The 24,928-nt window shown below is 61.8% G+C and carries 22 protein-coding genes; 16 read left to right on the top strand and 6 right to left on the bottom strand.

Translation table 11 applies throughout. The features are described from left to right. Nucleotides 1-4: 4 nt before the first annotated feature. Entirely contained in the window at nt 5-2,269 is a 2,265-nt protein-coding gene (gene parC / locus C8K58_RS09290; RefSeq protein ID WP_027604915.1) for a DNA topoisomerase IV subunit A, read from the top strand. A 173-nt stretch (nt 2,270-2,442) separates the two neighbouring features. Continuing rightward, complete coding sequence (locus C8K58_RS09285; protein ID WP_027604914.1) at nt 2,443-3,153, top strand: membrane integrity-associated transporter subunit PqiC; 711 nt, start codon at nt 2,443-2,445, stop codon at nt 3,151-3,153. Nucleotides 3,154-3,321: 168 nt separating this feature from the next. On the opposite strand, the gene C8K58_RS09280 is transcribed toward C8K58_RS09285, so the two are convergent. Further along, the gene (locus C8K58_RS09280) at nt 3,322-4,854 is read right to left on the bottom strand and encodes an AhpA/YtjB family protein (protein WP_092489332.1); all 1,533 of its coding nucleotides are present in this window, start codon (nt 4,852-4,854) and stop codon (nt 3,322-3,324) included. A gap of 133 nt (nt 4,855-4,987) precedes the next feature. Between C8K58_RS09280 and serB the strand changes: the two genes are divergently transcribed. After that, nucleotides 4,988-6,202 carry a phosphoserine phosphatase SerB gene (gene serB / locus C8K58_RS09275; protein ID WP_027604912.1) on the top strand — a complete coding sequence of 405 codons (1,215 nt, stop codon included), beginning with the start codon at nt 4,988-4,990 and terminating at the stop codon, nt 6,200-6,202. A gap of 50 nt (nt 6,203-6,252) precedes the next feature. Here the strand turns inward: serB and asd are convergent, their stop codons facing one another. Genes asd through C8K58_RS09260 form a run of 3 tightly spaced genes read right to left on the bottom strand, consistent with a single transcriptional unit; the run spans nt 6,253 to nt 9,539 of the window. Further along, on the bottom strand, nt 6,253-7,113 hold the full coding sequence (gene asd / locus C8K58_RS09270; protein ID WP_003171334.1) for an archaetidylserine decarboxylase: 861 nt from the start codon (nt 7,111-7,113) through the stop codon (nt 6,253-6,255). Between the two features lie 16 nt (nt 7,114-7,129). Next, a complete protein-coding gene (locus C8K58_RS09265; RefSeq protein WP_027604911.1) occupies nt 7,130-7,945 on the bottom strand; it encodes a rhodanese-like domain-containing protein in 816 nt (271 codons plus the stop codon). 58 nt (nt 7,946-8,003) lie between these two features. Further along, nucleotides 8,004-9,539, bottom strand: coding sequence for an HDOD domain-containing protein (locus C8K58_RS09260; RefSeq protein WP_027604910.1), 1,536 nt, complete (start codon nt 9,537-9,539; stop codon nt 8,004-8,006). A gap of 167 nt (nt 9,540-9,706) precedes the next feature. Between C8K58_RS09260 and motA the strand changes: the two genes are divergently transcribed. Further along, nucleotides 9,707-10,558, top strand: coding sequence for a flagellar motor stator protein MotA (gene motA / locus C8K58_RS09255; RefSeq protein ID WP_003171338.1), 852 nt, complete (start codon nt 9,707-9,709; stop codon nt 10,556-10,558). A gap of 3 nt (nt 10,559-10,561) precedes the next feature. Then, entirely contained in the window at nt 10,562-11,584 is a 1,023-nt protein-coding gene (gene motB / locus C8K58_RS09250; RefSeq protein ID WP_027604909.1) for a flagellar motor protein MotB, read from the top strand. A 49-nt stretch (nt 11,585-11,633) separates the two neighbouring features. Here the strand turns inward: motB and rsgA are convergent, their stop codons facing one another. Next, entirely contained in the window at nt 11,634-12,665 is a 1,032-nt protein-coding gene (gene rsgA / locus C8K58_RS09245; protein WP_027604908.1) for a small ribosomal subunit biogenesis GTPase RsgA, read from the bottom strand. 108 nt (nt 12,666-12,773) lie between these two features. On the opposite strand from rsgA, the gene orn reads away from it, so the two are divergent. After that, nucleotides 12,774-13,316 (top strand): oligoribonuclease, encoded by a 543-nt coding sequence (orn, locus tag C8K58_RS09240; protein ID WP_010213620.1) that lies wholly within the window; start codon nt 12,774-12,776, stop codon nt 13,314-13,316. A gap of 175 nt (nt 13,317-13,491) precedes the next feature. Then, the gene (locus C8K58_RS09235; RefSeq protein WP_027604906.1) at nt 13,492-14,106 is read left to right on the top strand and encodes a trimeric intracellular cation channel family protein; all 615 of its coding nucleotides are present in this window, start codon (nt 13,492-13,494) and stop codon (nt 14,104-14,106) included. On the opposite strand, the gene queG is transcribed toward C8K58_RS09235, so the two are convergent. Continuing rightward, nucleotides 14,103-15,167, bottom strand: coding sequence for a tRNA epoxyqueuosine(34) reductase QueG (queG, locus tag C8K58_RS09230; RefSeq protein ID WP_027604905.1), 1,065 nt, complete (start codon nt 15,165-15,167; stop codon nt 14,103-14,105). The two genes, C8K58_RS09235 and queG, sit on opposite strands and share 4 nt — an antisense overlap. 63 nt (nt 15,168-15,230) lie before the next feature. Here queG and C8K58_RS09225 point away from each other — a divergent pair, with 63 nt between their 5' ends. The 9 genes from C8K58_RS09225 (at nt 15,231) to hflC (ending at nt 24,677) form a co-directional block, all read left to right on the top strand. Further along, complete coding sequence (locus tag C8K58_RS09225; RefSeq protein WP_108573629.1) at nt 15,231-16,091, top strand: NAD(P)H-hydrate dehydratase; 861 nt, start codon at nt 15,231-15,233, stop codon at nt 16,089-16,091. Next, nucleotides 16,079-16,549: a tRNA (adenosine(37)-N6)-threonylcarbamoyltransferase complex ATPase subunit type 1 TsaE gene (gene tsaE, locus C8K58_RS09220; protein WP_027604903.1), complete on the top strand. Its 471-nt coding sequence runs from the start codon at nt 16,079-16,081 to the stop codon at nt 16,547-16,549. Before C8K58_RS09225 ends, tsaE begins: the two co-directional genes overlap by 13 nt. Before the next feature lie 15 nt (nt 16,550-16,564). Then, on the top strand, nt 16,565-17,986 hold the full coding sequence (locus C8K58_RS09215) for an N-acetylmuramoyl-L-alanine amidase (RefSeq protein ID WP_027604902.1): 1,422 nt from the start codon (nt 16,565-16,567) through the stop codon (nt 17,984-17,986). Further along, nucleotides 17,986-19,899 carry a DNA mismatch repair endonuclease MutL gene (gene mutL, locus C8K58_RS09210; RefSeq protein WP_092489327.1) on the top strand — a complete coding sequence of 638 codons (1,914 nt, stop codon included), beginning with the start codon at nt 17,986-17,988 and terminating at the stop codon, nt 19,897-19,899. Before C8K58_RS09215 ends, mutL begins: the two co-directional genes overlap by 1 nt. Then, entirely contained in the window at nt 19,899-20,870 is a 972-nt protein-coding gene (miaA, locus tag C8K58_RS09205) for a tRNA (adenosine(37)-N6)-dimethylallyltransferase MiaA (protein WP_108573628.1), read from the top strand. Before mutL ends, miaA begins: the two co-directional genes overlap by 1 nt. Nucleotides 20,871-20,964: 94 nt before the next feature. Then, nucleotides 20,965-21,225, top strand: a complete 261-nt coding sequence (hfq, locus tag C8K58_RS09200) for an RNA chaperone Hfq (protein ID WP_003171355.1) — start codon at nt 20,965-20,967, stop codon at nt 21,223-21,225. 12 nt (nt 21,226-21,237) lie between these two features. Beyond that, nucleotides 21,238-22,539 carry a ribosome rescue GTPase HflX gene (gene hflX, locus C8K58_RS09195; RefSeq protein ID WP_027604899.1) on the top strand — a complete coding sequence of 434 codons (1,302 nt, stop codon included), beginning with the start codon at nt 21,238-21,240 and terminating at the stop codon, nt 22,537-22,539. A gap of 96 nt (nt 22,540-22,635) precedes the next feature. Further along, nucleotides 22,636-23,811: an FtsH protease activity modulator HflK gene (hflK, locus tag C8K58_RS09190; protein ID WP_092359364.1), complete on the top strand. Its 1,176-nt coding sequence runs from the start codon at nt 22,636-22,638 to the stop codon at nt 23,809-23,811. Continuing rightward, nucleotides 23,811-24,677 (top strand): protease modulator HflC, encoded by an 867-nt coding sequence (hflC, locus tag C8K58_RS09185; RefSeq protein ID WP_010213607.1) that lies wholly within the window; start codon nt 23,811-23,813, stop codon nt 24,675-24,677. Before hflK ends, hflC begins: the two co-directional genes overlap by 1 nt. Nucleotides 24,678-24,928 lie beyond the last annotated feature (251 nt).

Below are 24,928 nucleotides of genomic sequence, written 5' to 3'. Positions count from 1 at the left end.
CCGCATGAGTGACATCCTCGCAGACAGCTTAGATGGCGTAGAACGCCGGTCGCTGGCTGACTTCACCGAAAATGCCTACCTCAACTACTCCATGTACGTGATCATGGACCGTGCCTTGCCGCATATCGGCGACGGCCTCAAGCCCGTACAGCGGCGCATCATCTACGCCATGAGTGAGTTGGGCCTGGACGCCGACTCCAAGCACAAGAAGTCGGCGCGTACCGTCGGTGACGTGCTCGGTAAGTTCCACCCCCATGGCGATTCGGCGTGCTACGAAGCCATGGTGCTGATGGCCCAGCCGTTCAGCTACCGCTACACCCTCGTCGACGGCCAGGGTAACTGGGGTGCGCCGGATGATCCCAAGTCCTTCGCGGCCATGCGTTACACCGAGGCGCGCCTGTCGCGCTATTCGGAGGTGTTGCTCAGCGAACTGGGCCAGGGTACCGCGAACTGGGGGCCGAACTTTGACGGTACTCTCGACGAGCCCCTGGTGTTGCCCGCACGTTTGCCGAATATCCTGCTCAATGGCACCACCGGTATCGCGGTCGGCATGGCCACCGACGTACCGCCGCACAACCTGCGCGAAGTCGCCACCGCCTGCGTGCGCTTGCTGGATGAGCCAAAGGCCACGGTCGAGCAGCTGTGCGAGCATATCCAGGGCCCGGATTACCCGACCGAAGCGGAAATCATCACGCCGCGCGCCGACCTGCTGAAGATGTACGAAACCGGCAAGGGCTCGGTGCGCATGCGTGCCGTGTATCACATCGAAGACGGCGACATTATCGTCACCGCCCTGCCGCACCAGGTATCCGGGGCCAAGGTGCTGGAGCAGATTGCTGCGCTGATGCAGGCCAAACCGTCGAAACTGCCCCAGGTCGCTGACCTGCGTGACGAGTCCGACCACGAAAACCCCTGCCGCATCGTGATCATCCCGACCAACAGCCGGGTCGACCACGAAGTGCTGATGCAGCATCTGTTTGCCAGCACGGACCTGGAGTCCAGCTACCGGGTCAACGTCAACATCATCGGCCTGGACGGCAAGCCGCAGTTGAAGAACCTGCGCAACCTGCTGGTCGAGTGGCTGGAGTTCCGGATACAAACCGTACGCCGCCGCCTGCAGTTCCGCCTCGACAAGGTCGAACGCCGCCTGCACCTGTTGGACGGCTTGCTGATTGCCTACCTCAACCTGGATGAAGTGATCCACATCATCCGTACCGCCGAGCACCCGAAAGCCGAGCTGATCGCGCGTTTCGAGCTGAGCGAGATCCAGGCCGACTACATCCTCGACACCCGCTTGCGTCAGTTGGCACGCCTGGAAGAGATGAAGCTGCGCGACGAACAGGACGCGCTGCTCAAGGAGCAAGCCAAGCTGCAAGCCCTGCTGGGCAGCGAAGCCAAGCTGAAGAAGCTGGTGCGCAGCGAGTTGATCAAGGACGCCGAAACCTATGGCGACGACCGCCGTTCGCCAATCGTGCAGCGTGCCGAAGCCAAGGCGCTGACAGAGACCGAACTGCTGCCGAACGAGAAAATTACCGTCGTTCTGTCGGAAAAGGGTTGGGTTCGTTCAGCCAAAGGGCATGATATTGACGCCACTGGTCTGTCGTACAAGGCCGGTGATGGCTTCAAGACCGCTGCGGCTGGGCGTTCCAACCAGTTTGCGGTGTTTATTGACTCCACCGGGCGCAGTTATTCGGTGCCGGCCCATACCTTGCCATCGGCGCGGGGGCAGGGCGAGCCGTTGACCGGTCGCCTGACGCCGCCACCTGGGGCGAATTTTGAATGTGTGCTGCTGCCGGATGACGATTCTCTGTATGTGATCGCTTCCGACGCGGGCTACGGGTTCGTGGTCAAGGGTGAAGACCTGCAGGCCAAGAACAAGGCGGGCAAGGCATTGTTGAGCCTGCCGAACAACGCCAAGGTCATCCTGCCGCGTCCGGTGGAAGACCGCGAAGGCAACTGGCTGGCGTCGGTGACCACCGAAGGGCGCTTGCTGGTGTTCAAGATCAGCGATCTGCCGCAGTTGGGCAAAGGCAAGGGCAACAAGATTATTGGTATTCCCGGCGAGCGGGTGGCCAGTCGCGAAGAGTACGTGACCGACATCGCGGTGATCCCGGAAGGTTCCACCCTGGTGCTCCAGGCCGGCAAGCGCACGTTGTCATTGCGCCCCGACGACCTCGAACACTACAAGGGCGAGCGTGGTCGTCGCGGTAATAAACTGCCCCGCGGCTTCCAGCGTGTGGATGCTTTGCTGGTGGAGACGCCGGTTTAAGGCGTATTAGAGCCCTCGATCTACGATTTAAAGCGTAGATCGACGCTTTGGCGCTGGAGTCATGGCGCATATTCACGGATGATATGGCCTTTCCAGCGCCGGCGTGGCCGAGCGTGTTTAGGTTATTTTTAGTATTACATTGTGGTTCGCCTTGTGGCAGCCACCTGGATGGGATGATGACTGCTCCACGCGTTCCTCTATTTTTGATGCTCGCTGGCCTTTTGGGGTTGGCGGGTTGCAGCACACACCAGCCTGTGTCGCTGTACCAGCTGGACAGCGGAAGTCCAGCTCAGCCAGCCCAGACCGCTGGCATGGCCGTTTTGCTCGGGCCGGTGGTCGTCGCCGACTACCTGCAACGCGAAACCCTGCTGCAACGTCAGAACGATGGAAGCCTGCAAGGTTCCACCGATGGTCGCTGGGCAGGCAGTTTATCGTCTGACATCAACCAGTTGATGTTGCGTCAGGTGGCCGGTCAGTTGGACAGCCAGCGTGTGGTCCTGGCGCCCGCGCCAACCGGCTTCAGCCCGGATGTGCAGGTGTTGCTGACCATTACCCGGCTCGACTCCGGTAAATCACAACCGGCGATCCTCGATGCGCAATGGCGCTTGATCGACCGTCGCGGCCAGGTGCGTGATAACCGCATCGTGCACCTGCAGGAAGAACATGCCGGCACCACTGCGTCCCAGGTTCAGGCCCAGGGCGTGCTGCTGCAGCAATTGGCGCAGCAGTTGTCGGTGGCCCTCAAGCCCCTGGCCAACCAGCCCCCCATCGCCGAGGCGCCCCGTAAGTCGGCCCCGGTACAGGCCAAGCCGGCAGAGCCGCAAAAGCCGAAGATGCCGATGGCTACGCCGATCCGTACGGATATGGAAGTGTTCAGATTCTGATCTGAATGCCACATAAACAAAAGGCCCGCTGATTCAGCGGGCCTTTTGTTTGTGTGCGATTTACTTGAGGTTTGTGGAGATCCAAATATGGGAGAGGGCAAGCCCTAATGCTTTTTGTAGGAGCGAGCAAGCTCGCTCCTACAGGAGACATTAGTCCGGCGGTGTGCTTCAGGGCTTGGAGCGGGTCTCATGCATCCGTGCCAACTGCCGCTCCAGCATCGATGGATACGGTTCCATCAACCGTTCCACGCAGCTTGCCCCCTCGGGGCTGGCAATCGGGCGGATACGCGCGCGTTGGCGGATCAGCGTGTCTTCACTGATCTTGCGCTCCACCAGCAGCAGGTTGCGGCTGTGCTGGGACAAGGCCAGTGCGTCCTGGGCGTTTTCAGTCAGCAGCAGGTCGATCTGGCTCATGCCGAACAGGTCGTCGCCCACGGTGAGGCCCAGTTGCAGTTGCAGGGTGATGCCGCTGTCGGCGACTTCGATCTGCAATTCATGGCCCAGGGCGCGCAGCAACTCACCACAGCAAATCGCATTGGTCAGGTAGTCTTCGCCGCTGTCTTCGCTGTGGAACAGCATCAGCGTGCTGCCGTCGTTCAGGGTGTGCAGTTCGCTCTGGTACAGCGAGGCGGCCTGGTCGAGGCAGTCGCGGTAGCGCTCCAGCAGTTCGGTCAGGCGTGCGCGGGGCAGGCGACGCAATTGGTCCTGGGCACCCAGTTGCACGGCGAGCACAGCGCTGTACTGCGGCTCGCTGCTGCGTACCGGCGCTGCCTTGGGGGCGATTGCGGGGCTGTCGGCTGACGTATCGCGCAGGTCGGCGAAGGGGTCTTCATCGTCCAGCTCGTCTTCTTCGGCCTTGAAGGCATGGCGCGGTGCCGGCTTGAGGCCCGCCACCGGCGGACGCTCGTCGAAGCCCGGGTCACGCAGGTTGCGCACTTCGAACTCGGGCTCTTCGGCGTAATCGGTGTCGTCGTATTCAGGCTCTGGCTCGACCTCGGGCACCACCGGTTCCGGGGCGAAGCTGGCGTGCAGCTGGCGGGCAAGGTCGCCGATTTCATCCTGGCGGTCGGTTGCCGGGGTGTGCTCGTCGATGTCCCGCAGCCAGATGCGCAGTTGCATGAGCGGCGTGGAGATATGCCGCCCCAGGCGCAGGCTCAGGGCCAGGGCCAATGCCAGCAGGATGGCGCTGAGGATGCCCATGCTTTGCAGGCTGATGGTCATCGGCTGCTGGAACTGCTGCATGTCGAGGCTGATACGCAGTTGGCCGGCCTTCACATCCTGAAACGTGATATTGCTCTGGTACAGGCCTTCGGCTTCGCCCAACAGGCCGTTTTTCGGGCGCTGCCCGGCTTCGGCCATGATGCGGTTGTCCACGCTGTAGATGGCAGCATGGGCCACCAGCGGGTTCTTGGTCAGGTTGTTGAGCAGCACGTTGAGGCTGAGGATGTCGTTGGACACCAGCAGCTCAGTCGCCGAAGTGGCGGTCTGCGTGGTCAGGCTCTCGCCCAGGGCGTCGGCCTGCTCGTGCATGGCCTGCTTGAATTGCAAACCCATCACGCAGGCGTAGATCACCAGGGCCAATGCGACCAGGATCACGTTATGGCTGGCGATGCGTAATGCGATCGGTACACGGCGGTGGCGCAGTGCCCGGAAGATCAGCAGGAAGAAGTTGTCGGTTTTTACTGGCGTGGGCCGGTTCACTTGAGCTCGGCTCTTGGTCCGTGAAGTTGACGCGCAGTATAGCGACAGGCCCAAGACCGGCAAAGCGCTGGCTGTGCCCGATGGTCACTGAAAGTGGGTAGAATGCGGTTTTTTTCCAGCCTGGGGGTGCGCCTTGCGCGAAATTGTCCTGATTAACATCACTGGTGAAGACCGCCCAGGTCTTACCGCAGCCATTACCGGCGTTCTGGCCCAGGGTGGTGTGAACATTCTCGACATCGGCCAGGCGGTGATCCACGACACGCTGTCGTTCGGCATCCTGGTGGAAATCCCCAGCACCGAGCAGGCCTCATCGGTGCTCAAGGACATCCTGTTTACGGCGTATAAGCTCGATCAGCAGGTGCGTTTCACCCCGGTGTCCGAAGCGGATTACCAGCAGTGGGTGGCCGGCCAGGGCAAGAAGCGCCATATCGTGACGCTGCTGACCCGCAAGGTCACCGCCGAACAGCTGCAGCGCGTCAGCTCCATTACCGCGCAGTATGGTTTGAACATCGACCATATCGACCGTCTGTCGGGGCGCATGCCATTGGACACCCCGGCCGACAAGGGCAAGGGCTGCATTGAGTTCTCCGTGCGCGGTGAGCCGGCCGACCCGCAAGCCCTGCGCGCCGAATTCCTCAGCGTGGCCCAGGAGCTGAATGTCGATATCGCCTTCCAGGAAGATTCTCTGTTCCGCCGCAACCGCCGCCTGGCGGTGTTCGACATGGACTCCACGCTGATCGAAGCCGAAGTTATCGACGAGTTGGCCAAGGCGGCCGGCGTGGGTGAGCAGGTGTCCGAAATCACAGAGCGCGCCATGGCCGGGGAATTGGATTTCCGCGCCAGCTTCAAGGAGCGCCTGGCCTTGCTCAAGGGCCTGGACGTGAGCGTGCTGGACTCCATCGGCGCGTCGCTGCGCCTGACCGAAGGCGCCGAAACCCTGTTTGCCGAACTCAAGCGCCTGGGCTACAAGACAGCAATCCTGTCGGGTGGCTTCACCTACTTCGCCAAGCAATTGCAGGCCAAGCTGGGCATCGACTATGTGTTCGCCAACGAATTGGAAGTGGTGGATGGTAAGGTGACCGGCGTCGCGGTCGAGCCGATTGTCGATGCGCAGCGCAAGGCGGACCTGCTGAAGGAATTGGCCCACAAGGAAGGTTTGCGTCTGGAGCAGACCATTGCGGTCGGTGACGGCGCCAACGACCTGCCGATGCTGGCCATTGCCGGTTTGGGTGTGGCATTCCGTGCCAAGCCATTGGTCAAGCAATCGGCCAAGCAGGCGATTTCTACCCTGGGGTTGGATGGCGTGCTGTATCTGCTGGGTTTTCGCGACCGCGACGGTCAGTTGTAACTGACTAAATGTGGGAGGGGGGCAAGCCCTCTCCCACATTGGGTTCGGCGTCAGGCTTTAGGTAATGCGATGCCTTGGCCCATCTGCACCGGCGAACCTGCCACCAGTTCTTCAGCCCACTTCACCTGATCCGGCCCGAACAGCACGATCGCAGTGGAGCCCAACTTGAAGCGACCCAATTCCGCACCCTTCTCCAGGTGAATCGGCGCGCGGGCAGCTTCGTCATAGCGGAAGGTTTTCAGCTCGCGCTTCGGCGGAGTCACCAGGCCGGCCCATACGGTTTCAATCGACGCGACAATCATCGCTCCCACCAATACCACGGCCATCGGGCCGCGTTCGGTGTCGAACAGGCAGACAACGCGCTCGTTACGCGCAAACAACTCCGGCACGTTTTCGGCGGTGGTCTGGTTCACCGAGAAAATCCGCCCAGGTACGTAGACCATTTCACGCAGGGTACCGGCCAGAGGCATATGCACCCGGTGGTAGTCCTTCGGCGACAGGTAGATGGTGGCGAAATCACCGCCCATGAACGGCGCGGCGACCGCTGCATCGCCGCCCAGCAGTTCCAGTACGCTGAAGCTGTGGCCTTTGGCCTGGAACACGCGACCGTGTTCGATGGGGCCAAGCTGGCTGACCGCGCCATCGGCTGGGCTCAGCACTGCGCCAGGGGTCTGGTCGAGTGGGCGGGCGCCGTCTTTCAGGGCGCGGGTGAAGAAGGCGTTGAAGTGCTCGTAAGCGGTCACGTCTTCTACCAGGGCCTGGGACATATCCACTTGATAGCGCTTGGCGAACCACGTGGTGAAGGCATTCTTGAACCAGCGCACGCGGCACTCGGCGATGCAGCCGGCCAACCGCGACAGCAGGTGGTGCGGCAGCAGGTACTGGCTGAGGATAAACAACTGCTTTTTCATTGACTGTCCTTAAACCTTAAATCTCGACGGGGGTGTCGGGGTGGTTGCCCCATTCGCCCCAGGAACCGGCATAACCTTTGACTCGCGGATAACCGAGCGCCTTGGCCACCAGGTAGGTGAAGCCAGAGCGATGATGAGTCTGGCAGTGGGTGATGATTTCTTTGTCTTTGGTCAGCCCGAGGTCTTCGAGGATCTGCGGCATGTCGCGGCGAATGCGCAGGTTGCGCGCCTTGTCCATGCCGGCGGTCCACTCGAAATTCACCGCGCCGGGGATGTGGCCGCCTTTGGCCGCGAGGACTTTCTCGCCGGAGTATTCCAGCGGGCCACGCGCATCCCAGATGCCCAGGTCGGCAGCGCCGAGACGGCTTTGCAGGTATTCGCGGGTGGCAGTGGGGCCATCGTGCAGCGTAAGGCTGACCGGGCCGCCGGCCGGGGCGGGCACGTCGGTGGAGAGCGGGTGCTTGCCCTCCAGCCACGCCAGCAGGCCGCCATCCAGGTAGTGGTATTTCTGGTGGCCGATCACATCGAGCATCCAGATGAAACGCCCGGCCCAGCCACCGCCTTCGTCGTCATAGACCACGTAGGTGGCGTCGGGCGTGTGGCCCAGTTCGCCGAACAGTTTCTCAAGCTCGGCCTTGCCGGGCAGCAGGCCGGGCGCCGGCGCCTGGCCCAGTTGGGTGCGCTTGGGGTCAACGAAGTGCGCGCCGGGGATGTGCCCTTCGGCGTAGCGGGCGGCACTGGTGAGGTCCACCAGAATCAGGTGTTCGGCATCCAGTTGAGCGAGCAGGTCACTGGATTCGATCACCAGCGGCAAGCCAGAGAAGTCAGGCATGTGAGGTCTCCTGGGCACGAATGTTGGCGATTAAAGGACGGCGATTGTAGCGCAAGCATCAAGCGCTGCGGTTGGTAAAGCTGTGCAGGGCTTTCTCGATGCATTGGGCGGTTTTACCGAAGGCCTGCACGGTGGTTTCCGAGAACGGCCCGCCGCCCTGGTCGGCGACCATCACCATCACCACGCGACCGTTGCAGCTCATGGACCGCAACAACAGGTGCTCGCCGGTGAACAGGCGGCGCAGGATCGGCGGCAGCAGTGCCGAGAACTGGGCGTGGTTTTCCGGTGTGAGGCGCACCTGGGCGGACTTTTCCAGCAGGCGCTGCAGCAGCGTACTGTTGACCACGTCCAGGCTCAGGTTGGCGGCGTCCTTCGGCAGGCCGTCGGCCTGATGCACGCGCAAGGTGCTCAGGGCACGATCGGCCATGAACAGCAGGACGCGCTGCATGCCGCTGGCCACCAGGGCTTCCTTGGCGCACGTGGTCAAATGCATGGCGTTGGCAAAGCGGCTCGGCTCTACCAGCAGTTCGGTACAACGCTTGCGCCAGACGGCCAGGGCTTCGGCGGTGGGCGGTGGTGCAGGCAGCAGGCCGCGATGAATCTTGTGCACATGCCACGGCCAGATCAGCGACAGCGCCGGGTGCCAGAGGTCGGGCATCAAGGTGCTGCGAGCGCTGGTGACGGCTTGCTGGTGCACCTGTTGCTGCACCTCGCCCAGGGGCTGTTGCAGGTACAACGCGGTGAGGTACTGCCAGCGCTGGGTGTGCGGGCAGGTCCAGGACTCCTGGGCCGACATCGCCAGGCCGTTGGCCAGCAGCACGGTATTGGCCGGCTGATTCAACCAGCGGCGCAGGTTTGGGTCGGCGTCGAGCAGTTGCTGGTGACGAAGAGGGTCGTCTTCGCGGGCGATGTGCAGGGCCTTGACCAGTAAGCGCTGCTCGGTCCGCAACAGGGTATAACCCTGGGATACCCAGATCGGCAGGTGCCAGGTCTCGGTCAGGCCGAGGCACAGGTCCAGCAGGCGCACGCCGAACAATGCCTGTTCGACCTTGCGTGCCGACTCGCCCTTGTGGATGACCCGCAGTTCCCATTCTTCCAGGAGCTTGGGGTAGGCAACGGCCATCGGCCACAGCGGTGAAAGAAACAGCAGGCTGCCCCAGTGAATGTCCTGCCACAGCCGCGCCAGGCGACTGCCGAACAATCCATTGGCTTGTTGCGAGGCGTGCTGGCTGACCAGCAACAGCTGGCGCAGCGCTACGGGAATTTCATGGGCCGGCACCGACGGCAGGCGTGCCAGCAGTTCCTCGGCGCGTTTGAGGCCCAGGCGGTTAAGCGCCACTTCGAGGTTTTCCGCCGGCGCCGTCAGGCTGCCATGGGTGTGGCTGTTGGCCTCGCGCATGACACTGAGTACGAGGGCCGGGCTGTCTTGCATCAGCTCGGCAATATCCCGCAACGAACTGCGGCTATCGCGGATGGCTTTGCACACGCGGTCATGGCTGGCCTGTGGAACAGGCAGCAGCACTTCGTCCAGGCGCTTGATCCAAGCGGCTAGAGAAGCAGGTTTTGCAGTTGGGACTGTCGTTTCATTAGCCATGATTGGGGCGCGATCATCACTTGCGGTCAACACACCCGGAGCGGGCCGAACTGGCTTTTCGCCTTAACGGGCTATAGTCTGGCGCAGTTTTGCCGATAAGTAGAACAAGAGTTTTCCAGTTCCCCCAAATATGTCCATGAACCCGACGGCGCAAGTACTCATCTCCTATGGCTAAAATTATCGGCATTATCGTCGTCTTCGCGAGCGTGCTCGGCGGCTACGTCCTGTCCCACGGTAAAATTGCGGCACTGATCCAGCCTTTCGAGGTGATGATTATCGGTGGTGCGGCACTGGGTGCCTTCCTGCAGGCGAACCCCGGCTACATGACCATGCACGTGATCAAGAAGTCGCTGAGCATGTTCGGTTCGCGTTTCACCCACACGTTCTACCTGGAAGTGTTGGGCCTGGTTTACGAGATCCTCAACAAGAGCCGCCGCGAAGGCATGATGGCCATCGAGGCCGACATCGAAGACGCCGCGGCCAGCCCGATTTTCGCCAAGTACCCGGCCGTGCTCAAAGATGAGCGCATGACCGCCTATATCTGCGACTACCTGCGCATCATGTCCTCCGGCAACATGGCTCCCCATGAGCTTGAAGGCCTGTTCGACATGGAATTGTTCAGCCTCAAGGAAGAATTGGAGCATCCTTCCCATGCCGTGACCGGTGTAGCCGACGGCATGCCCGGCTTCGGTATCGTCGCGGCGGTACTGGGTATCGTGGTAACCATGGCTTCCCTGGGGGAAGGTGACCAGGCGGCTATCGGCATGCACGTAGGTGCGGCGCTGGTGGGTACCTTCTTCGGTATTCTCGCGGCCTACGGCTTCTTCGGCCCGCTGGCGACCTCCCTGGCCCACGACGCCAAGGAAGAAATCAACCTGTACGAATCGATCAAGGCCAGCCTGGTGGCGTCCGCTTCCGGCATGCCGCCTTCGTTGGCGGTGGAGTTCGGTCGCAAGGTGCTGTACCCGAAGCATCGCCCAAGCTTCGCCGAGCTGGAACAAGCGGTTCGCGGTCGCTAAGCCATGGAAAACAACCAGCCGATAATCATCAAGCGCGTCAAGCGCTTCGCTGCGGGGCACCACGGCGGCGCCTGGAAAATCGCTTTCGCCGACTTTGCCACGGCGATGATGGCGTTCTTCCTGGTGCTGTGGCTGATGTCCACCGCCACGCCCGAACAGAAGATCGCCATTGCCGGCTACTTCAAAGACCCGATTGGCTTCTCGGAAAGCGGCACGCCCTTCGTGATCGACCTGGGCGGTTCGCCGCAGTTGGCGCCTGAGCGCACCATCAACCCGGAAGTCAAGACCGAGGCACCGCAGGAAAAAATCCCGATCGAGCGCGATACCGTCGAAGCCATGGCCGAGCAGGTCGAGCAGGAACGTCTTGAGCTGTTGCTGCAAGAGTTGCAGAACAAGGTCGAGGAAAACCCGCAACTGCTGAAGTTCAAGGATCAGATTTCGTTCGAGATCACCCCGGATGGCTTGCGTATCCAGATCACCGACGCCGCCAACCGGCCGATGTTCGACTCTGGCAGCGCGCGTTTGAAACCGTACTTTGAAGACATCCTGCTGGCCATGGCCGACACCATCAAGGCGGTGCCGAACAAGATCAGCATCAGCGGCCACACCGATGCCAAGCCTTACGCGGGCCAGGGTGACTTCGGCAACTGGGAGCTTTCCGCCAACCGTGCCAACGCTGCGCGTCGTGCGCTGGTGGCTGGCAGCTATCCGGACCCGCAAGTGGCGCGGGTGGTGGGGTTTGCGTCCTCGCAACTGTTTGATGCGAAGGATCCGTTCAACCCGATCAACCGCCGCATCGATATCGTGGTGCTGACCAAAAAGGCCCAGCGTGCGATTGAAGGTGACCAGCATGTACCACCATCGGTCCCAACCTCAGGGGCGGGCGCGCCAGGTGAGGCCCCGGCCGACCCGAACACCATTCCGCACGGCCAGGAGCCATTGCCGGCCCATGAGCTGCGGCAGAAGCTGAACCTGTTTGATGATGGCGGGGTGAAAGATCCTACGGTGCCGGGGACGGGTTCCTAAGCCATATACAACAAGGCCGCGATGATCGCGGCCTTGTTGTTTCGCCAGTTTAGTAACTGCTTTCCGGCAAGCTCGCAATAATCGACCGATAGCTGTTCATTCGCTGCTGCTGCACGCGGCCGTCTTCCAGGGCCTTGAGCAGGGCGCAGCCCGGCTCGCGATCGTGTTTGCAATCGCGGAAGCGGCAGGTGCCGATCAGGTCGTTGAATTCGATAAAGCCCGCTTCCACATCGCTGCGGCTGACGTGGCCGAGGCCGAATTCACGGATACCCGGGGAGTCGATCAACTCACCGCCGCCCGGGAAGTGGAACAGCCGCGCCGTGGTGGTGGTGTGGGTGCCCTGGCCGGACAGCTCCGACAGCGGGCCCACGCGGGTATCGACTTCCGGCAGCAGGCTGTTGACCAGCGAGGATTTGCCCACGCCCGACTGGCCGACAAAGACGCTGATACGTCCGTCCAACTGCTGTTGCAGCTGTTCCATGCCATTGCCGTGATGGGCCGAGACTTCCAGCACGGGGTAGCCCAGGGTGCGGTAGACCCCCAGCAGCGCGTTGAGCGCGGGGGCATTCTGCTCGTCGATCAGGTCGAATTTGTTCAGCAGCAACAACGGGCGAATGCCGGCATGCTCGGCTGCCACCAGGTAGCGGTCGATCAGGTTGGCATGGGGCTCGGGCAGCGGTGCAAACACGATCACGATCATGTCGACGTTGGCCGCTACCGGCTTGAGCTGGCCACGGCTGTCGGGGCGGCGCAGTTCGGTGCTGCGCGGCAGTTGGGCGACGATTACGCCGATGCCCTGGTTGCCGGCGCGCCAGACCACCTTGTCGCCGGTGACCAGCGCAGGCAGGTTGGCACGCAAGTGGCAGCGGAACACCTGGCCCGCGAGTTCGCCTTCCAGCGCCTCGACTTCGACCTGCACACCGAAGTGCGCGATTACCAGGCCCGTCTGTTCGGGGCCCAGGTCGCCGCCCTCGAGCGCTTCCACGGCGGAGGATTCACGTTTGGCGGCGCGGGCGGCGCGTTCACCTTGAATCTTTTCGATGCGCCAGTTTTGGCGACGATTGAGCTGGCGTTTGGCCATTGGTGTTCCGTGTCGATAATGCAAAGGTTGGGTAAAACGGTCGCGAGTCTAGCACGGCCCCGCCTGCTAAACTGCGCAGCTACGCCAAGGTGCCAAGAGAATCAAGCCATGCAAAACCCACAGAACCTGATTTGGATCGATCTGGAAATGACCGGTCTGAACCCTGACACCGACGTCATCATCGAGATGGCGACCATTGTCACCGACAGCAACCTCAACACCTTGGCCGAAGGTCCGGTGATCGCCATCCACCACAGCGACGCCGTGCTCGCCACCATGGACGAGTGGAACACCCGCACCCACGGCAACTCCGGTCTGACCCAGCGTGTGCGTGACAGCCGCATCAGCATGGCCGAAGCCGAAGCCGAAACCATTGCCTTCCTGGAGAAGTGGGTGCCCAAGGGTAAATCGCCGATCTGCGGCAATAGCATCTGCCAGGATCGTCGCTTCCTTTATACCCATATGAAAGCGCTGGAAAGCTACTTCCACTACCGCAACCTGGATGTGTCCACGCTCAAGGAACTGGCCGCGCGCTGGGCGCCGGAGGTCAAGGACAGCTTCCATAAAGGCAGCACCCACCTGGCGCTGGATGACATTCGCGAGTCGATCGCCGAGCTGCAGCATTACCGCAAGCATTTCATCAAGGCTTGAAACGGTTTCTTACCGTGTCCGGGCTTTCTGTAGTGAGCGGGCTTGTCCCGCGCTGGGCTGCGTAGCGGCCCCACTGCTGTTGCCGCATTTTTCCCTATAGATATCATCGCCAAGTATTTGGGGCTGCTGCGCAGCCCAGCGCGGGGCAAGCCCGCTCACTACAAGGATCGCCTTCATGCTGCTGATGCTCTACCTCATCGCCATCACCGCCGAAGCCATGACCGGCGCGTTGTCCGCCGGCCGGCGCGGCATGGACTGGTTTGGTGTGGTGCTGATCGCCTGCGTGACGGCATTGGGCGGCGGCTCGGTACGCGACGTATTGCTCGGTCACTACCCTCTGACGTGGGTCAAGCACCCGGAATACCTGGTGCTGACCTCCATCGCGGCGCTGGTGACGATCTTTATCGCACCCTTGATGCGTCGCCTGCGCTCGCTGTTCCTCGCACTGGATGCCGTGGGCCTGGTCGCGTTCACCTTGATCGGCTGCATGACCGCCCTGGAAATGGGCCACGGCATGCTGGTGGCCTCGGTCAGCGGGGTGATCACCGGCGTCTTCGGTGGCATTCTGCGGGATATCTTCTGCAACGACATTCCGCTGATCTTCCGTCGTGAACTGTACGCCAGCGTGTCATTCCTCGCCGCCTGGTTCTACCTGCTGTGCCTCTACCTGGAACTGCCCAGCGAGCAGGCGATTCTACTGACCCTGTTCAGCGGCTTTCTATTGCGCCTGCTGGCGATCCGTTTTCACTGGGAAATGCCCAAGTTCGTCTACAACGACGACGTGCACTAGCGCGATGCGTGCTGGTTCAGCGCCCATTCCACATGTTCGCGTACCAGCTCCGACGGGTAATCCCGACGCGCCTTCAAGGCTTCCAGCACCGGAATGCTCGACGGCGCATTGCCCAGACCCACCGCCAGGTTGCGCAGCCAGCGCTCGTAACCGGCACGGCGCAATGGTGAGCCTTCGGTACTGCTGAGGAATTTATCCTCATCCCACATGAACAGTTCCGCCAGCTCAGCGTTGTCCAGGTTGTGCCGTGGCTTGAAATCGCTTTCGGCAGTGGGTCGCGCGAAACGATTCCACGGACAAACGATCTGACAGTCATCGCAGCCGAATACCCGATTGCCGATCAGCGGGCGCAGGTCTTCCGGGATCGCGCTCTTGAGTTCGATGGTCAGGTAGGAAATGCAGCGCCGGGCGTCCAGCACATAGGGGCCGACAAACGCGTTGGTGGGGCAGATGTCCAGGCAGGCGGTGCAGCGGCCGCAGTGCTCGGTGGCGTGGGGTGGATCCACGGGCAGCGGCAAATCGACAAACAGTTCGCTGAGGAAGAAATAACTGCCGGCCTTGCGATTGAGCACCAGGGTGTTTTTACCGATCCAGCCAAGGCCGGCTTGTTCGGCAATGGCCTTTTCCAGCACGGGCGCGCTGTCGACAAAGGCGCGAAAGCCGAAAGGGCCGATCTGCGCCTGGATGCGGTCGGCCAACTGCTGCACGCGCTTGCGGATCAGCTTGTGGTAGTCGCGGCCCAGGGCATAACGGGAGATGTAGGCTTTTTCCGGTTTTGCCAGCAGTTGCGCCATCTGCGTGTCGCCGGGCAGGTAATCCATGCGCAGCGACACCACGCGCAGGGTACCCGGCACCAGTTCGTCCGGGTGCGAGCGTTTGCTGCCATGGGCGCCCATGTAGTCCATCTCGCCGTGGTAGCCCGCGTCGAGCCAGCGTTGCAGATGGTGTTCATGCTCGGCCAGGTCCAGGCCGCTGATGCCGACTTGTTGAAAGCCCAGCTCGCGGCCCCAGTCTTTGATCGATTGGGCGAGGGCGGGCAGATCGGAGGTAATAGCGGGCATGAGACACGGGAAACCACAGGTTAGATGCGTATAATTCTGCCAGACATCGGAGCTTGAAGACGCATGCCGCAGACAAAACACGAAATAACCGACGTTCAGCCTTTGTTGCACGGCCATTTGCCGCAACTGGCTGCGCGTTCCCCTGACGCCCATAAAGGCCAGTTCGGTCACCTGCTGATGATTGGCGGCGACCGGGGCTTTGGCGGTGCCGCGCTGTTGAGTGCCGAAAGCGCCCTGCGCAGTGGCGCGGGCATGGTATCCCTGGCCACTCGCCTTGAGCACGTGCCGGCCGCGCTGGCGCGTTTGCCGGAAGTCATGAGCGTCGGCGTGAGTTCGGCCAACCAGTTGATGGGCTTGCTGGAAAAAATCTCGGTAATCGTCATTGGCCCCGGCCTGGGCGAAGCCGCCTGGGGTAAAAGCATGTTGTCCGTCGCAGCCAATGCACGGCAGCCGCAGGTCTGGGACGCCGATGCGCTCAATCAACTGGCGACTGGCAGCGTGAGCCTGCCGGCCGATTGCGTGATCACTCCGCATCCGGGGGAGGCGGCGCGCTTGTTGGGAATTTCGACAGCCGAGGTTCAGGCCGACCGTCTTAAGGTGGCGCGCGCGTTGAGCCAGAAATTCAAGGCAGTGGCTATCCTCAAGGGTGCTGGCAGTTTGATTGCCAGCCCGGATGGGCGCGTTTCACGCTGCGATCAAGGCCATCCGGCGATGGCGACGGCGGGCCTCGGTGACGTTTTGGCCGGCCTGGTAGGTGCGCTGCTGGCCCAGGGCATGCCGGCGTATGAAGCCAGCTGCCTGGCCGTCTGGTTGCACGCCACGGCGGGAGATCGCCAGGGCAGCTTTGGTCGCGGGCTGGCCGCCAGCGACCTGATACCCGCCATTCGTCAATTGCTGGAGGAACAGTCGCCGTGTCTGAAGTAATTCTTTTCCTGGCCGATGAAGACGCCATGGTGGCGTTAGGTCAGCGTATTGCCCAGGTCACGGCCGGGTCAGGCCTGATCTTTCTTGAAGGCGACCTGGGGGCGGGCAAGACCACGCTGTCCCGGGGGATCATTCGCGGTCTGGGCCACACGGGGGCGGTCAAGAGTCCCACGTTCACCCTGGTTGAACCCTACGAGATCGGCGCAGTGCGGGCGTTCCATTTCGATCTCTACCGCCTGGTCGATCCCGAAGAACTCGAATTCATGGGCATCCGTGATTACTTCGATGAAGACGCGCTGTGCCTGATCGAGTGGCCAGATAAAGGCACAGGCTTTTTGCCAAAGCCGGACCTGACCATTACCATTACGCCGCATGATCACGGACGTCAGCTGAAGTTGTTGCCCCAGGGTGCGCGCGGTGAGTCGTGGTGCGCCGCTCTGGCTTTGGAATTCAAATAATTGGTGGGGTTAGGTATGCGCTTTCGCGCGTTGGTTGCTGTCGTAGGGGTGTTGCTTGCGGCAATGACTGTCAATGCTCTGGCTGCTTCACAGGTGAAGAGTGTTCGCCTGTGGCGAGCGCCGGATAACACGCGACTGGTGTTCGACCTGTCTGGCCCGGTCCAGCACAGTGTCTTTACCCTCACGGCGCCCGATCGCCTGGTGATCGACATCAATGGTGCGACCCTGGCCGCGCCGTTGAACGTGTCCACCGCCAACACGCCGATTACCGCCATGCGCTCGGCGCAGCGCACGCCGACCGACCTGCGGGTGGTGATCGACCTGAAAAAGGTCGTGACCCCGAAAAGCTTCTCCCTGGCGCCAAACGCCCAATACGGCAACCGGCTGGTGGTCGATCTGTTCGACAACGCCGCCGATGCCGCGCCGCCGCCGGCGCCAACCCCGGCCGTGGCGACAGTGCCGGCCGTACCGGTCAACCCGTCCCAACCCCAGGTCAAGCTGCCACCGCCGCCGCCAGCGCCGGCCGGCAAGCGCGACATTATCGTGGTGATCGATGCCGGCCACGGCGGTGAAGACCCGGGCGCGTCCGGCTCGCGCGGCCAGCATGAGAAAGACGTGGTGCTGGCCATCGCCCGTGAGCTGCAGCGCCAGGTCAACGGCATGAAAGGCTACCGCGCCGAACTGACCCGTACCGGCGACTACTTCATTCCGTTGCGCGGCCGTACCGAAATCGCCCGTAAGAAGGGCGCCGACCTGTTCGTCTCGATCCATGCGGACGCCGCGCCTTCGACGGCGGCCTTCGGTGCCTCGGTGTTTGCCCTGTCGGATCGCGGCGCCACGTCCGAGACCGCGCGCTGGCTGGCCGACAGTGAAAACCGTTCCGACTTGATCGGCGGGGCCGGTAACGTGTCCCTCGATGACAAGGACAAGATGCTCGCCGGGGTACTGCTTGACCTGTCGATGACGGCCTCGCTGACCTCCAGCTTGAACGTCGGCCAGAAGGTGTTGAGCAACATCGGTCGGGTGACCTCGTTGCATAAGCAGCGTGTGGAACAGGCCGGGTTCATGGTGTTGAAGTCGCCGGACATCCCATCGATCCTGGTGGAAACCGGGTTTATCTCCAATGCCAACGAAGCCTCGAAGCTGGCCAGTGCCAGCCACCAGCAGGCCTTGGCACGCTCCATCAGTGCTGGCGTGCGCCAGTTCTTCCAGCAGAACCCGCCGCCGGGCACCTACATTGCCTGGCTGCGCGACTCCGGCAAAATCGCCCAGGGCCCGCGCGACCATCGCGTGCAGCCCGGCGACACCGTGGCCATGCTGGCCGTGCGTTTCCAGGTCTCGGCCGCGTCCCTGCGCAGCGCCAACAACCTGAAGAGCGATGAGTTGAAAATCGGTCAGGTATTGACCATCCCCGGCACTGAATTGGCGGCGCAGTAATGAGCGAATCAGTCTTGAACAGCGGGTCGCGCATTGAATTGCTCAGCCCGCGCCTCGCCAACCAGATTGCGGCGGGCGAGGTCGTTGAACGGCCGGCCTCGGTGATCAAGGAGTTGCTGGAGAACAGCATCGACTCCGGCGCCCGACGCATCGATGTCGATGTGGAGCAGGGCGGCGTCAAGCTGCTGCGCGTCCGCGACGATGGCAGTGGGATCTCCTCCGATGACCTGCCGCTGGCCCTGGCCCGTCACGCCACCAGCAAGATTCGCGACCTGGAAGACCTGGAGCGGGTGATGAGCCTGGGCTTTCGCGGTGAGGCATTGGCTTCCATCAGCTCCGTGGCGCGCCTGACCCTGACGTCGCGCACCCGTGATGCCGAGCAGGCCTGGCAGGTGGAAACCGAAGGCCGCGACATGGCGCCTCGGGTCCAGCCGGCTGCACACCCGGTGGGCACCTCGGTGGAAGTGCGCGACCTGTTCTTCAACACCCCGGCGCGGCGCAAATTCCTCAAGGCCGAAAAAACCGAATTCGATCACCTGCAAGAAGTCATCAAGCGCCTGGCCCTGGCGCGTTTCGATGTGGCGTTTCACCTGCGCCACAACGGCAAGACCATCCTCAGCCTGCACGAAGCCAACGACGACGCCGCGCGTGCTCGCCGTGTCGCGGCAGTGTGCGGTGCGGGGTTCCTGGAGCAGGCGCTGCCGATTGAAATCGAACGCAACGGCCTGCGCCTGTGGGGTTGGGTGGGCTTGCCGACCTTCTCCCGCAGCCAGGCGGACTTGCAGTATTTCTTTGTGAATGGCCGGGCGGTACGCGACAAACTGGTGGCCCACGCGGTGCGCCAGGCTTATCGCGATGTGTTGTTCAACGGTCGGCATCCGACCTTTGTGCTGTTTTTCGAGGTCGACCCTTCGGTAGTGGACGTCAACGTGCACCCGACCAAGCACGAAGTACGCTTCCGTGACGGGCGCATGGTGCATGACTTCCTCTATGGCACCTTGCACCGTGCCCTGGGCGATGTGCGCCCGGATGACCAGTTGTCTGCGCCCATCGTGACGGCGGTGGTGCGGCCGAGCGGCCCCGAAGCGGGCGAGTTTGGCCCTCAGGGCGAAATGAGCCTGGCGGCAAACCTGCTGCAATCGCCGCAACCCCAGCCGAGCTACACGGCGCCGGGTTCGGGCTCGGGGGCGGGTTATCAGTACCAATACACACCGCGTCCGCAATCGGCCGTGCCGGTCGCCGAAGCGCAGGCTGCCTATCGTGAGTTCTTTGCGCCGCTGCCAGGTGCCGAGCCGGGCGCCGTGGCCTTGCCGGAAGGTGGCGGTGATATTCCACCCCTGGGCTACGCGTTGGCGCAGCTCAAGGGCATCTACATCCTCGCGGAAAATGCCCATGGCCTGGTGCTGGTGGACATGCACGCCGCCCACGAGCGGATCATGTACGAGCGCCTGAAGATCGCCATGGCCAGCGAAGGCCTGAGTGGCCAGCCGTTGCTGGTGCCGGAATCCCTGGCCGTCAGCCAGCGTGAGGCCGATTGCGCCGAAGAGCATCACGGTGTGTTCCAGAAACTGGGCTTCGAGTTGCAGCGCCTGGGCCCGGAAACCCTGGCGATCCGCCAGATTCCCGCGCTGCTCAAGCAGGCCGAGGCCAACCGGCTGGTGGCCGATGTATTGGCTGACCTGATGGAGTACGGCACCAGTGACCGTATCCAGGCACACATCAACGAACTGCTCGGCACCATGGCCTGCCACGGTGCCATCCGCGCCAATCGCCGCCTGGCCCTGCCGGAAATGAACGGCCTGCTGCGCGACATGGAAAACACCGAACGCAGCGGCCAGTGCAACCATGGCCGTCCGACCTGGACCCAGATGGGCCTGGATGATCTGGACAAACTGTTCTTGCGCGGCCGTTGATGAGTGCCTTGCCCCCCGCGATCTTCCTGATGGGCCCCACGGCCGCCGGCAAGACCGACCTGGCCATCGAGCTCACCAAAGTGCTGCCGTGCGAGCTGATCAGTGTCGACTCTGCCCTGGTTTACCGGGACATGGACATCGGCACCGCCAAGCCTTCCAAAGCGCTGCTGGCGCAGTATCCGCATCGGTTGATCGATATCATCGACCCGGCCGAGAGCTATTCCGCAGCGGATTTCCGCACCGACGCCCTGGCCGCCATGGCGCAAATCACCGCGCGGGGCAACATCCCCTTGCTGGTGGGCGGCACGATGCTCTACTACAAGGCTTTGCAGGAAGGGCTGGCCGACATGCCACCCGCCGATGCCCAGGTGCGCGCCGAACTCGAAGAAGAGGCTGCGCGCCTTGGCTGGCAAGCCCTGCACGACCAGTTGGCAGCGGTTGACCCGGTATCTGCCGCGCGCATTCACCCCAATGATCCCCAGCGCCTCAGCCGCGCCCTGGAAGTCTGGCGGGTCAGCGGGCAGACCATGACTGAACTGCGGCTGAAACAAACTGCGCAAAGTGCTGATGCAGGCGCATCTGGACAGTCACAATTGCCCTATACTGTGGCGAATCTGGCCATCGCTCCGGCAAATCGCCAGGTGCTGCATGAACGAATTGCACAAAGATTCACAATTATGTTGGAACAGGGGTTTGTGGACGAGGTCGTAGCACTGCGTTCAAGAGGTGACCTGCATCCAGGGTTACCTTCGATACGTGCTGTAGGCTACCGCCAAGTCTGGGATCATCTGGATGGCAAGCTGACGTCAGCCGAAATGCAGGAGCGCGGCATCATTGCCACGCGCCAATTAGCGAAGCGCCAGTTCACCTGGCTGCGCAGCTGGAGCGATTTGCACTGGTTGGACAGCCTGGACAGCGACAATCTGTCACGCGCCTTGAAATACTTGGGAACGGTCTCCATATTGAGCTGAGTCCTTGCAATTGCCGTCTATCCTTGGGGGTGTGACGGCCATAAGCTATCTATTTTCCGATTTTTTATTATTGATCCTTAAAGGAGTGCGGCACATGTCAAAAGGGCATTCGCTACAAGACCCTTACTTGAATACTTTACGTAAAGAGAAAGTGGGGGTTTCCATCTACCTGGTCAACGGTATCAAGCTGCAAGGCACGATCGAGTCGTTCGACCAGTTCGTGATCCTGCTGAAAAACACCGTCAGCCAGATGGTCTACAAGCACGCTATCTCGACAGTGGTTCCAGTTCGTCCAATCCGTCTGCCTAGCGCCGCCGGTGATGATGCAGCTGACGCTGAGCCAGGTAACGCCTGATAGGAGTCTCCTTTGTTCTTTGAGCGCCACGGTGGTGGTGAGCGAGTCATCCTCGTTCACTTGGATGGACAGGACCCTGAGGCGCGCGAAGATCCGCAGGAGTTTCAGGAGCTGGCAAATTCGGCCGGCGCCGAGACCGTTGCGTTTTTTAACGTGCCGCGTCATCGGCCAACCGCCAAATTCCTGATTGGCAGCGGCAAGGTCGAGGAACTGCGCGACCTGGTCCATGCCGAAGAAGCCGATCTGGTGATCTTCAATCACACCCTCACGCCCAGTCAGGAACGTAACCTCGAACGTGTATTCGAGTGTCGCGTGATCGACCGCACCGGCCTGATTCTCGATATTTTCGCCCAACGCGCCCGTACCCATGAGGGCAAGCTCCAGGTCGAACTGGCCCAGCTTGACCACATGAGCACCCGGCTGGTTCGCGGTTGGACTCACCTTGAGCGTCAGGGTGGCGGTATCGGCATGCGGGGCCCGGGTGAAACCCAGTTGGAAACCGACCGGCGCCTGCTGCGGGTTCGCCTGCGTCAGATCAAGGGCCGACTGGAGAAGGTGCGCAGCCAGCGCGAGCAATCGCGACGTGGCCGTTCGCGTGCCGATATCCCTACCGTATCGCTGGTGGGCTACACCAACGCCGGCAAGTCCACGCTGTTCAACAACGTGACCAAATCGGACGTGTACGCGGCTGACCAACTGTTCGCGACCCTCGACCCGACCTTGCGCCGTCTGGATATCGACGACCTGGGGCCGATTGTCCTGGCCGATACCGTGGGTTTCATTCGGCACCTGCCCCACAAGCTGGTCGAGGCATTTCGGTCTACGCTCGAGGAGTCGAGCAATTCCGACCTGCTGTTGCACGTGATCGATGCGGCCGAACCGGATCGCATGTTGCAGATTGAACAGGTGATGGTCGTGCTGGGCGAGATTGGTGCCCAGGACTTGCCGATCCTCGAGGTCTATAACAAACTCGATTTGCTTGAAGGCGTCGAGCCACAAATCCAGCGCGACGAGAACGGCAAGCCCCAGCGGGTCTGGCTGTCGGCGCGCGATGGCAGTGGTTTGGAGCTGCTTGAACAAGCCATTGCCGAATTGCTCGGCAGCGATTTGTTCGTCGGCACCTTGCGCTTGCCTCAGCGTTTTGCTCGACTGCGTGCACAGTTTTTCGAGCTGGGCGCGGTACAGAAAGAAGAACACGACGAAGAAGGTGTCAGCTTGCTGGCCGTTCGATTGCCGCGCTCGGAGCTCAATCGGCTGGTCAGCCGTGAAGGCGTAGTACCGACAGAGTTCATCGAACAACACACTTTGCAATAAAAGCCTCCGAAAGCGGTTGTGCCGCAGTAGCAGGCATTCTGTAGCATTGGTCGGCGCGCCGTGGGTGCGTCTTTGCTTTATCAGATGGAGAGCGCTATGGCTTGGAATGAGCCGGGTGGCAACTCGAATAATCAGGATCCTTGGGGTGGTAAGCGCCGCAATAATGGCGACCGCAAGGGGCCACCAGATCTCGACGAGGCCTTCCGAAAGCTGCAGGAAAGCCTGAATGGGTTGTTCGGTGGTGGAAAAAAACGGGGTGGTGATGAAGGTGGTCGCACCGGCAAGGGCGGCGGCTACGGCCTGCTGGGCCTGGGTCTTGTCGTGCTGGCGGCCGTATGGCTGTACAGCGCCGTATACGTCGTGGACGAGCAGGAGCAAGCCGTGGTGCTGCGCTTCGGCAAGTACTACGAGACTGTCGGTCCTGGCCTGAATATCTATTTCCCGCCGATCGACAAGAAGTACATGGAGAACGTCACGCGTGAGCGTGCCTACACCAAGCAGGGCCAGATGCTGACCGAAGACGAGAACATCGTCGAAGTGCCGCTGACCGTGCAGTACAAGATCAGCAACCTGCAGGACTTCGTGCTGAACGTCGATCAGCCGGAAATCAGCCTGCAACACGCAACCGAAAGCGCCCTGCGCCACGTGGTGGGTTCCACCGCCATGGACCAGGTGCTGACCGAAGGCCGTGAACTGATGGCCAGCGAAATCAAGGAGCGCCTGCAACGGTTCCTCGATACCTATCGCACCGGTATCACCGTCACCCAGGTGAACGTACAGAGCGCAGCGGCACCGCGTGAAGTGCAGGAAGCCTTCGACGACGTGATCCGCGCCCGTGAAGACGAGCAGCGTTCGCGCAACCAGGCTGAGACCTACGCCAACGGCGTCGTGCCGGAAGCCCGTGGCCAGGCCCAGCGTATCCTCGAGGATGCCAACGGTTACCGTGATGAAGTGGTCTCCCGCGCCAAAGGTGAAGCGGATCGCTTTACCAAGCTGGTCGCCGAGTACCGCAAGGCGCCTGAAGTGACGCGTGAGCGTCTGTACCTGGACACCATGCAGGAAGTCTTCAGCAACACCAGCAAGGTCCTCGTGACCGGCAGCAAGGGTGGGCAGAACAACCTGCTGTACCTGCCGCTGGACAAGATGATCGAAGGTGGTCGCAGCAGCTCCAGTGCACCGTCCACCGGTTCCAATGCCGCTGCCAATGAAGCGAGCGCCCGTGCGGCCGCTGACTTGCTGCAACAGCAAACACGTACCAGGGAGAGTCGTTGATGAGCAATAAATCGCTGACCGCCCTGATTGTGGGCGTCGTCGTGGTCATCGCTGCCTGGAACTGCTTCTACATCGTGGCTCAGACCGAGCGTGCGGTGCTGCTGCAATTCGGTCGCGTGGTCCAGGCGGATGTCCAGCCGGGCCTGCATGTGAAAGTCCCCTACGTCAACCAGGTGCGCAAGTTCGACGCGCGCCTGATGACCCTGGATGCACCGACACAGCGCTTCCTGACCCTGGAAAAGAAAGCCGTGATGGTTGACGCCTACGCCAAGTGGCGCGTCAAGGACGCCGAGCGCTTCTACACTGCGACCTCCGGCCTCAAGCAGATTGCCGACGAGCGTTTGTCGCGCCGTCTGGAGTCGGGCCTGCGTGACCAGTTTGGTAAGCGCACCCTGCACGAGGTGGTGTCCGGTGAACGCGATGCGCTGATGGCGGATATCACCCGTTCGTTGAACACGATGGCGGAAAAAGAGCTGGGGATCGAAGTTGTCGATGTTCGGGTCAAGGCCATCGATTTGCCGAAGGAAGTGAACCGCAGCGTGTTCGAGCGCATGAGCACCGAGCGTGAGCGTGAGGCCCGTGAGCACCGTGCCAAGGGTAACGAGCTGGCTGAAGGTATCCGTGCGGATGCCGACCGTCAGCGCCGTGTACTGCTGGCAGAAGCCTATCGCGAGTCTGAAGAGGCCCGTGGTGATGGTGATGCTCAAGCCGCGGCGATCTACGCCAAGGCTTACGGCCAGGACCAGGAGTTCTACGCGTTCTACCGTAGCCTGCGTGCCTACCGTGAAAGCTTCGCGAACAAAACCGACGTCATGGTGCTGGACCCAAGCAGCGACTTCTTCCGCTACCTGGAAAAGTCCAAGTAACCAGCCCGTGATTTTGTAGGGCGCACTCCGTCGGGCGGCTAAAACGCCTGGCGGGGTGATCCTTTCAGAAAACGGGTGTATGATGCGGCAGCCGGGAAATTCCCGGCTTTTTTGCGTCTGCATGTTTGATTCGGCAGGCGTGACAGGTTTTTCGAGGAAAGTGCCCGACGAGGCCGTTAACAGGTCGTTCGTCATGTCGCTCTTGCGCGTGGTTTATGCAGGGGGCGGGTATTTTCTGCTTCACTCAAGGC

The sequence above is a fragment of the Pseudomonas sp. GV047 genome (assembly GCF_003058245.1).
In the GTDB taxonomy this organism is placed as follows: Bacteria; Pseudomonadota; Gammaproteobacteria; order Pseudomonadales; family Pseudomonadaceae; genus Aquipseudomonas; species Aquipseudomonas marginalis.
This window is presented reverse-complemented; position numbering and strand designations above follow the sequence as displayed.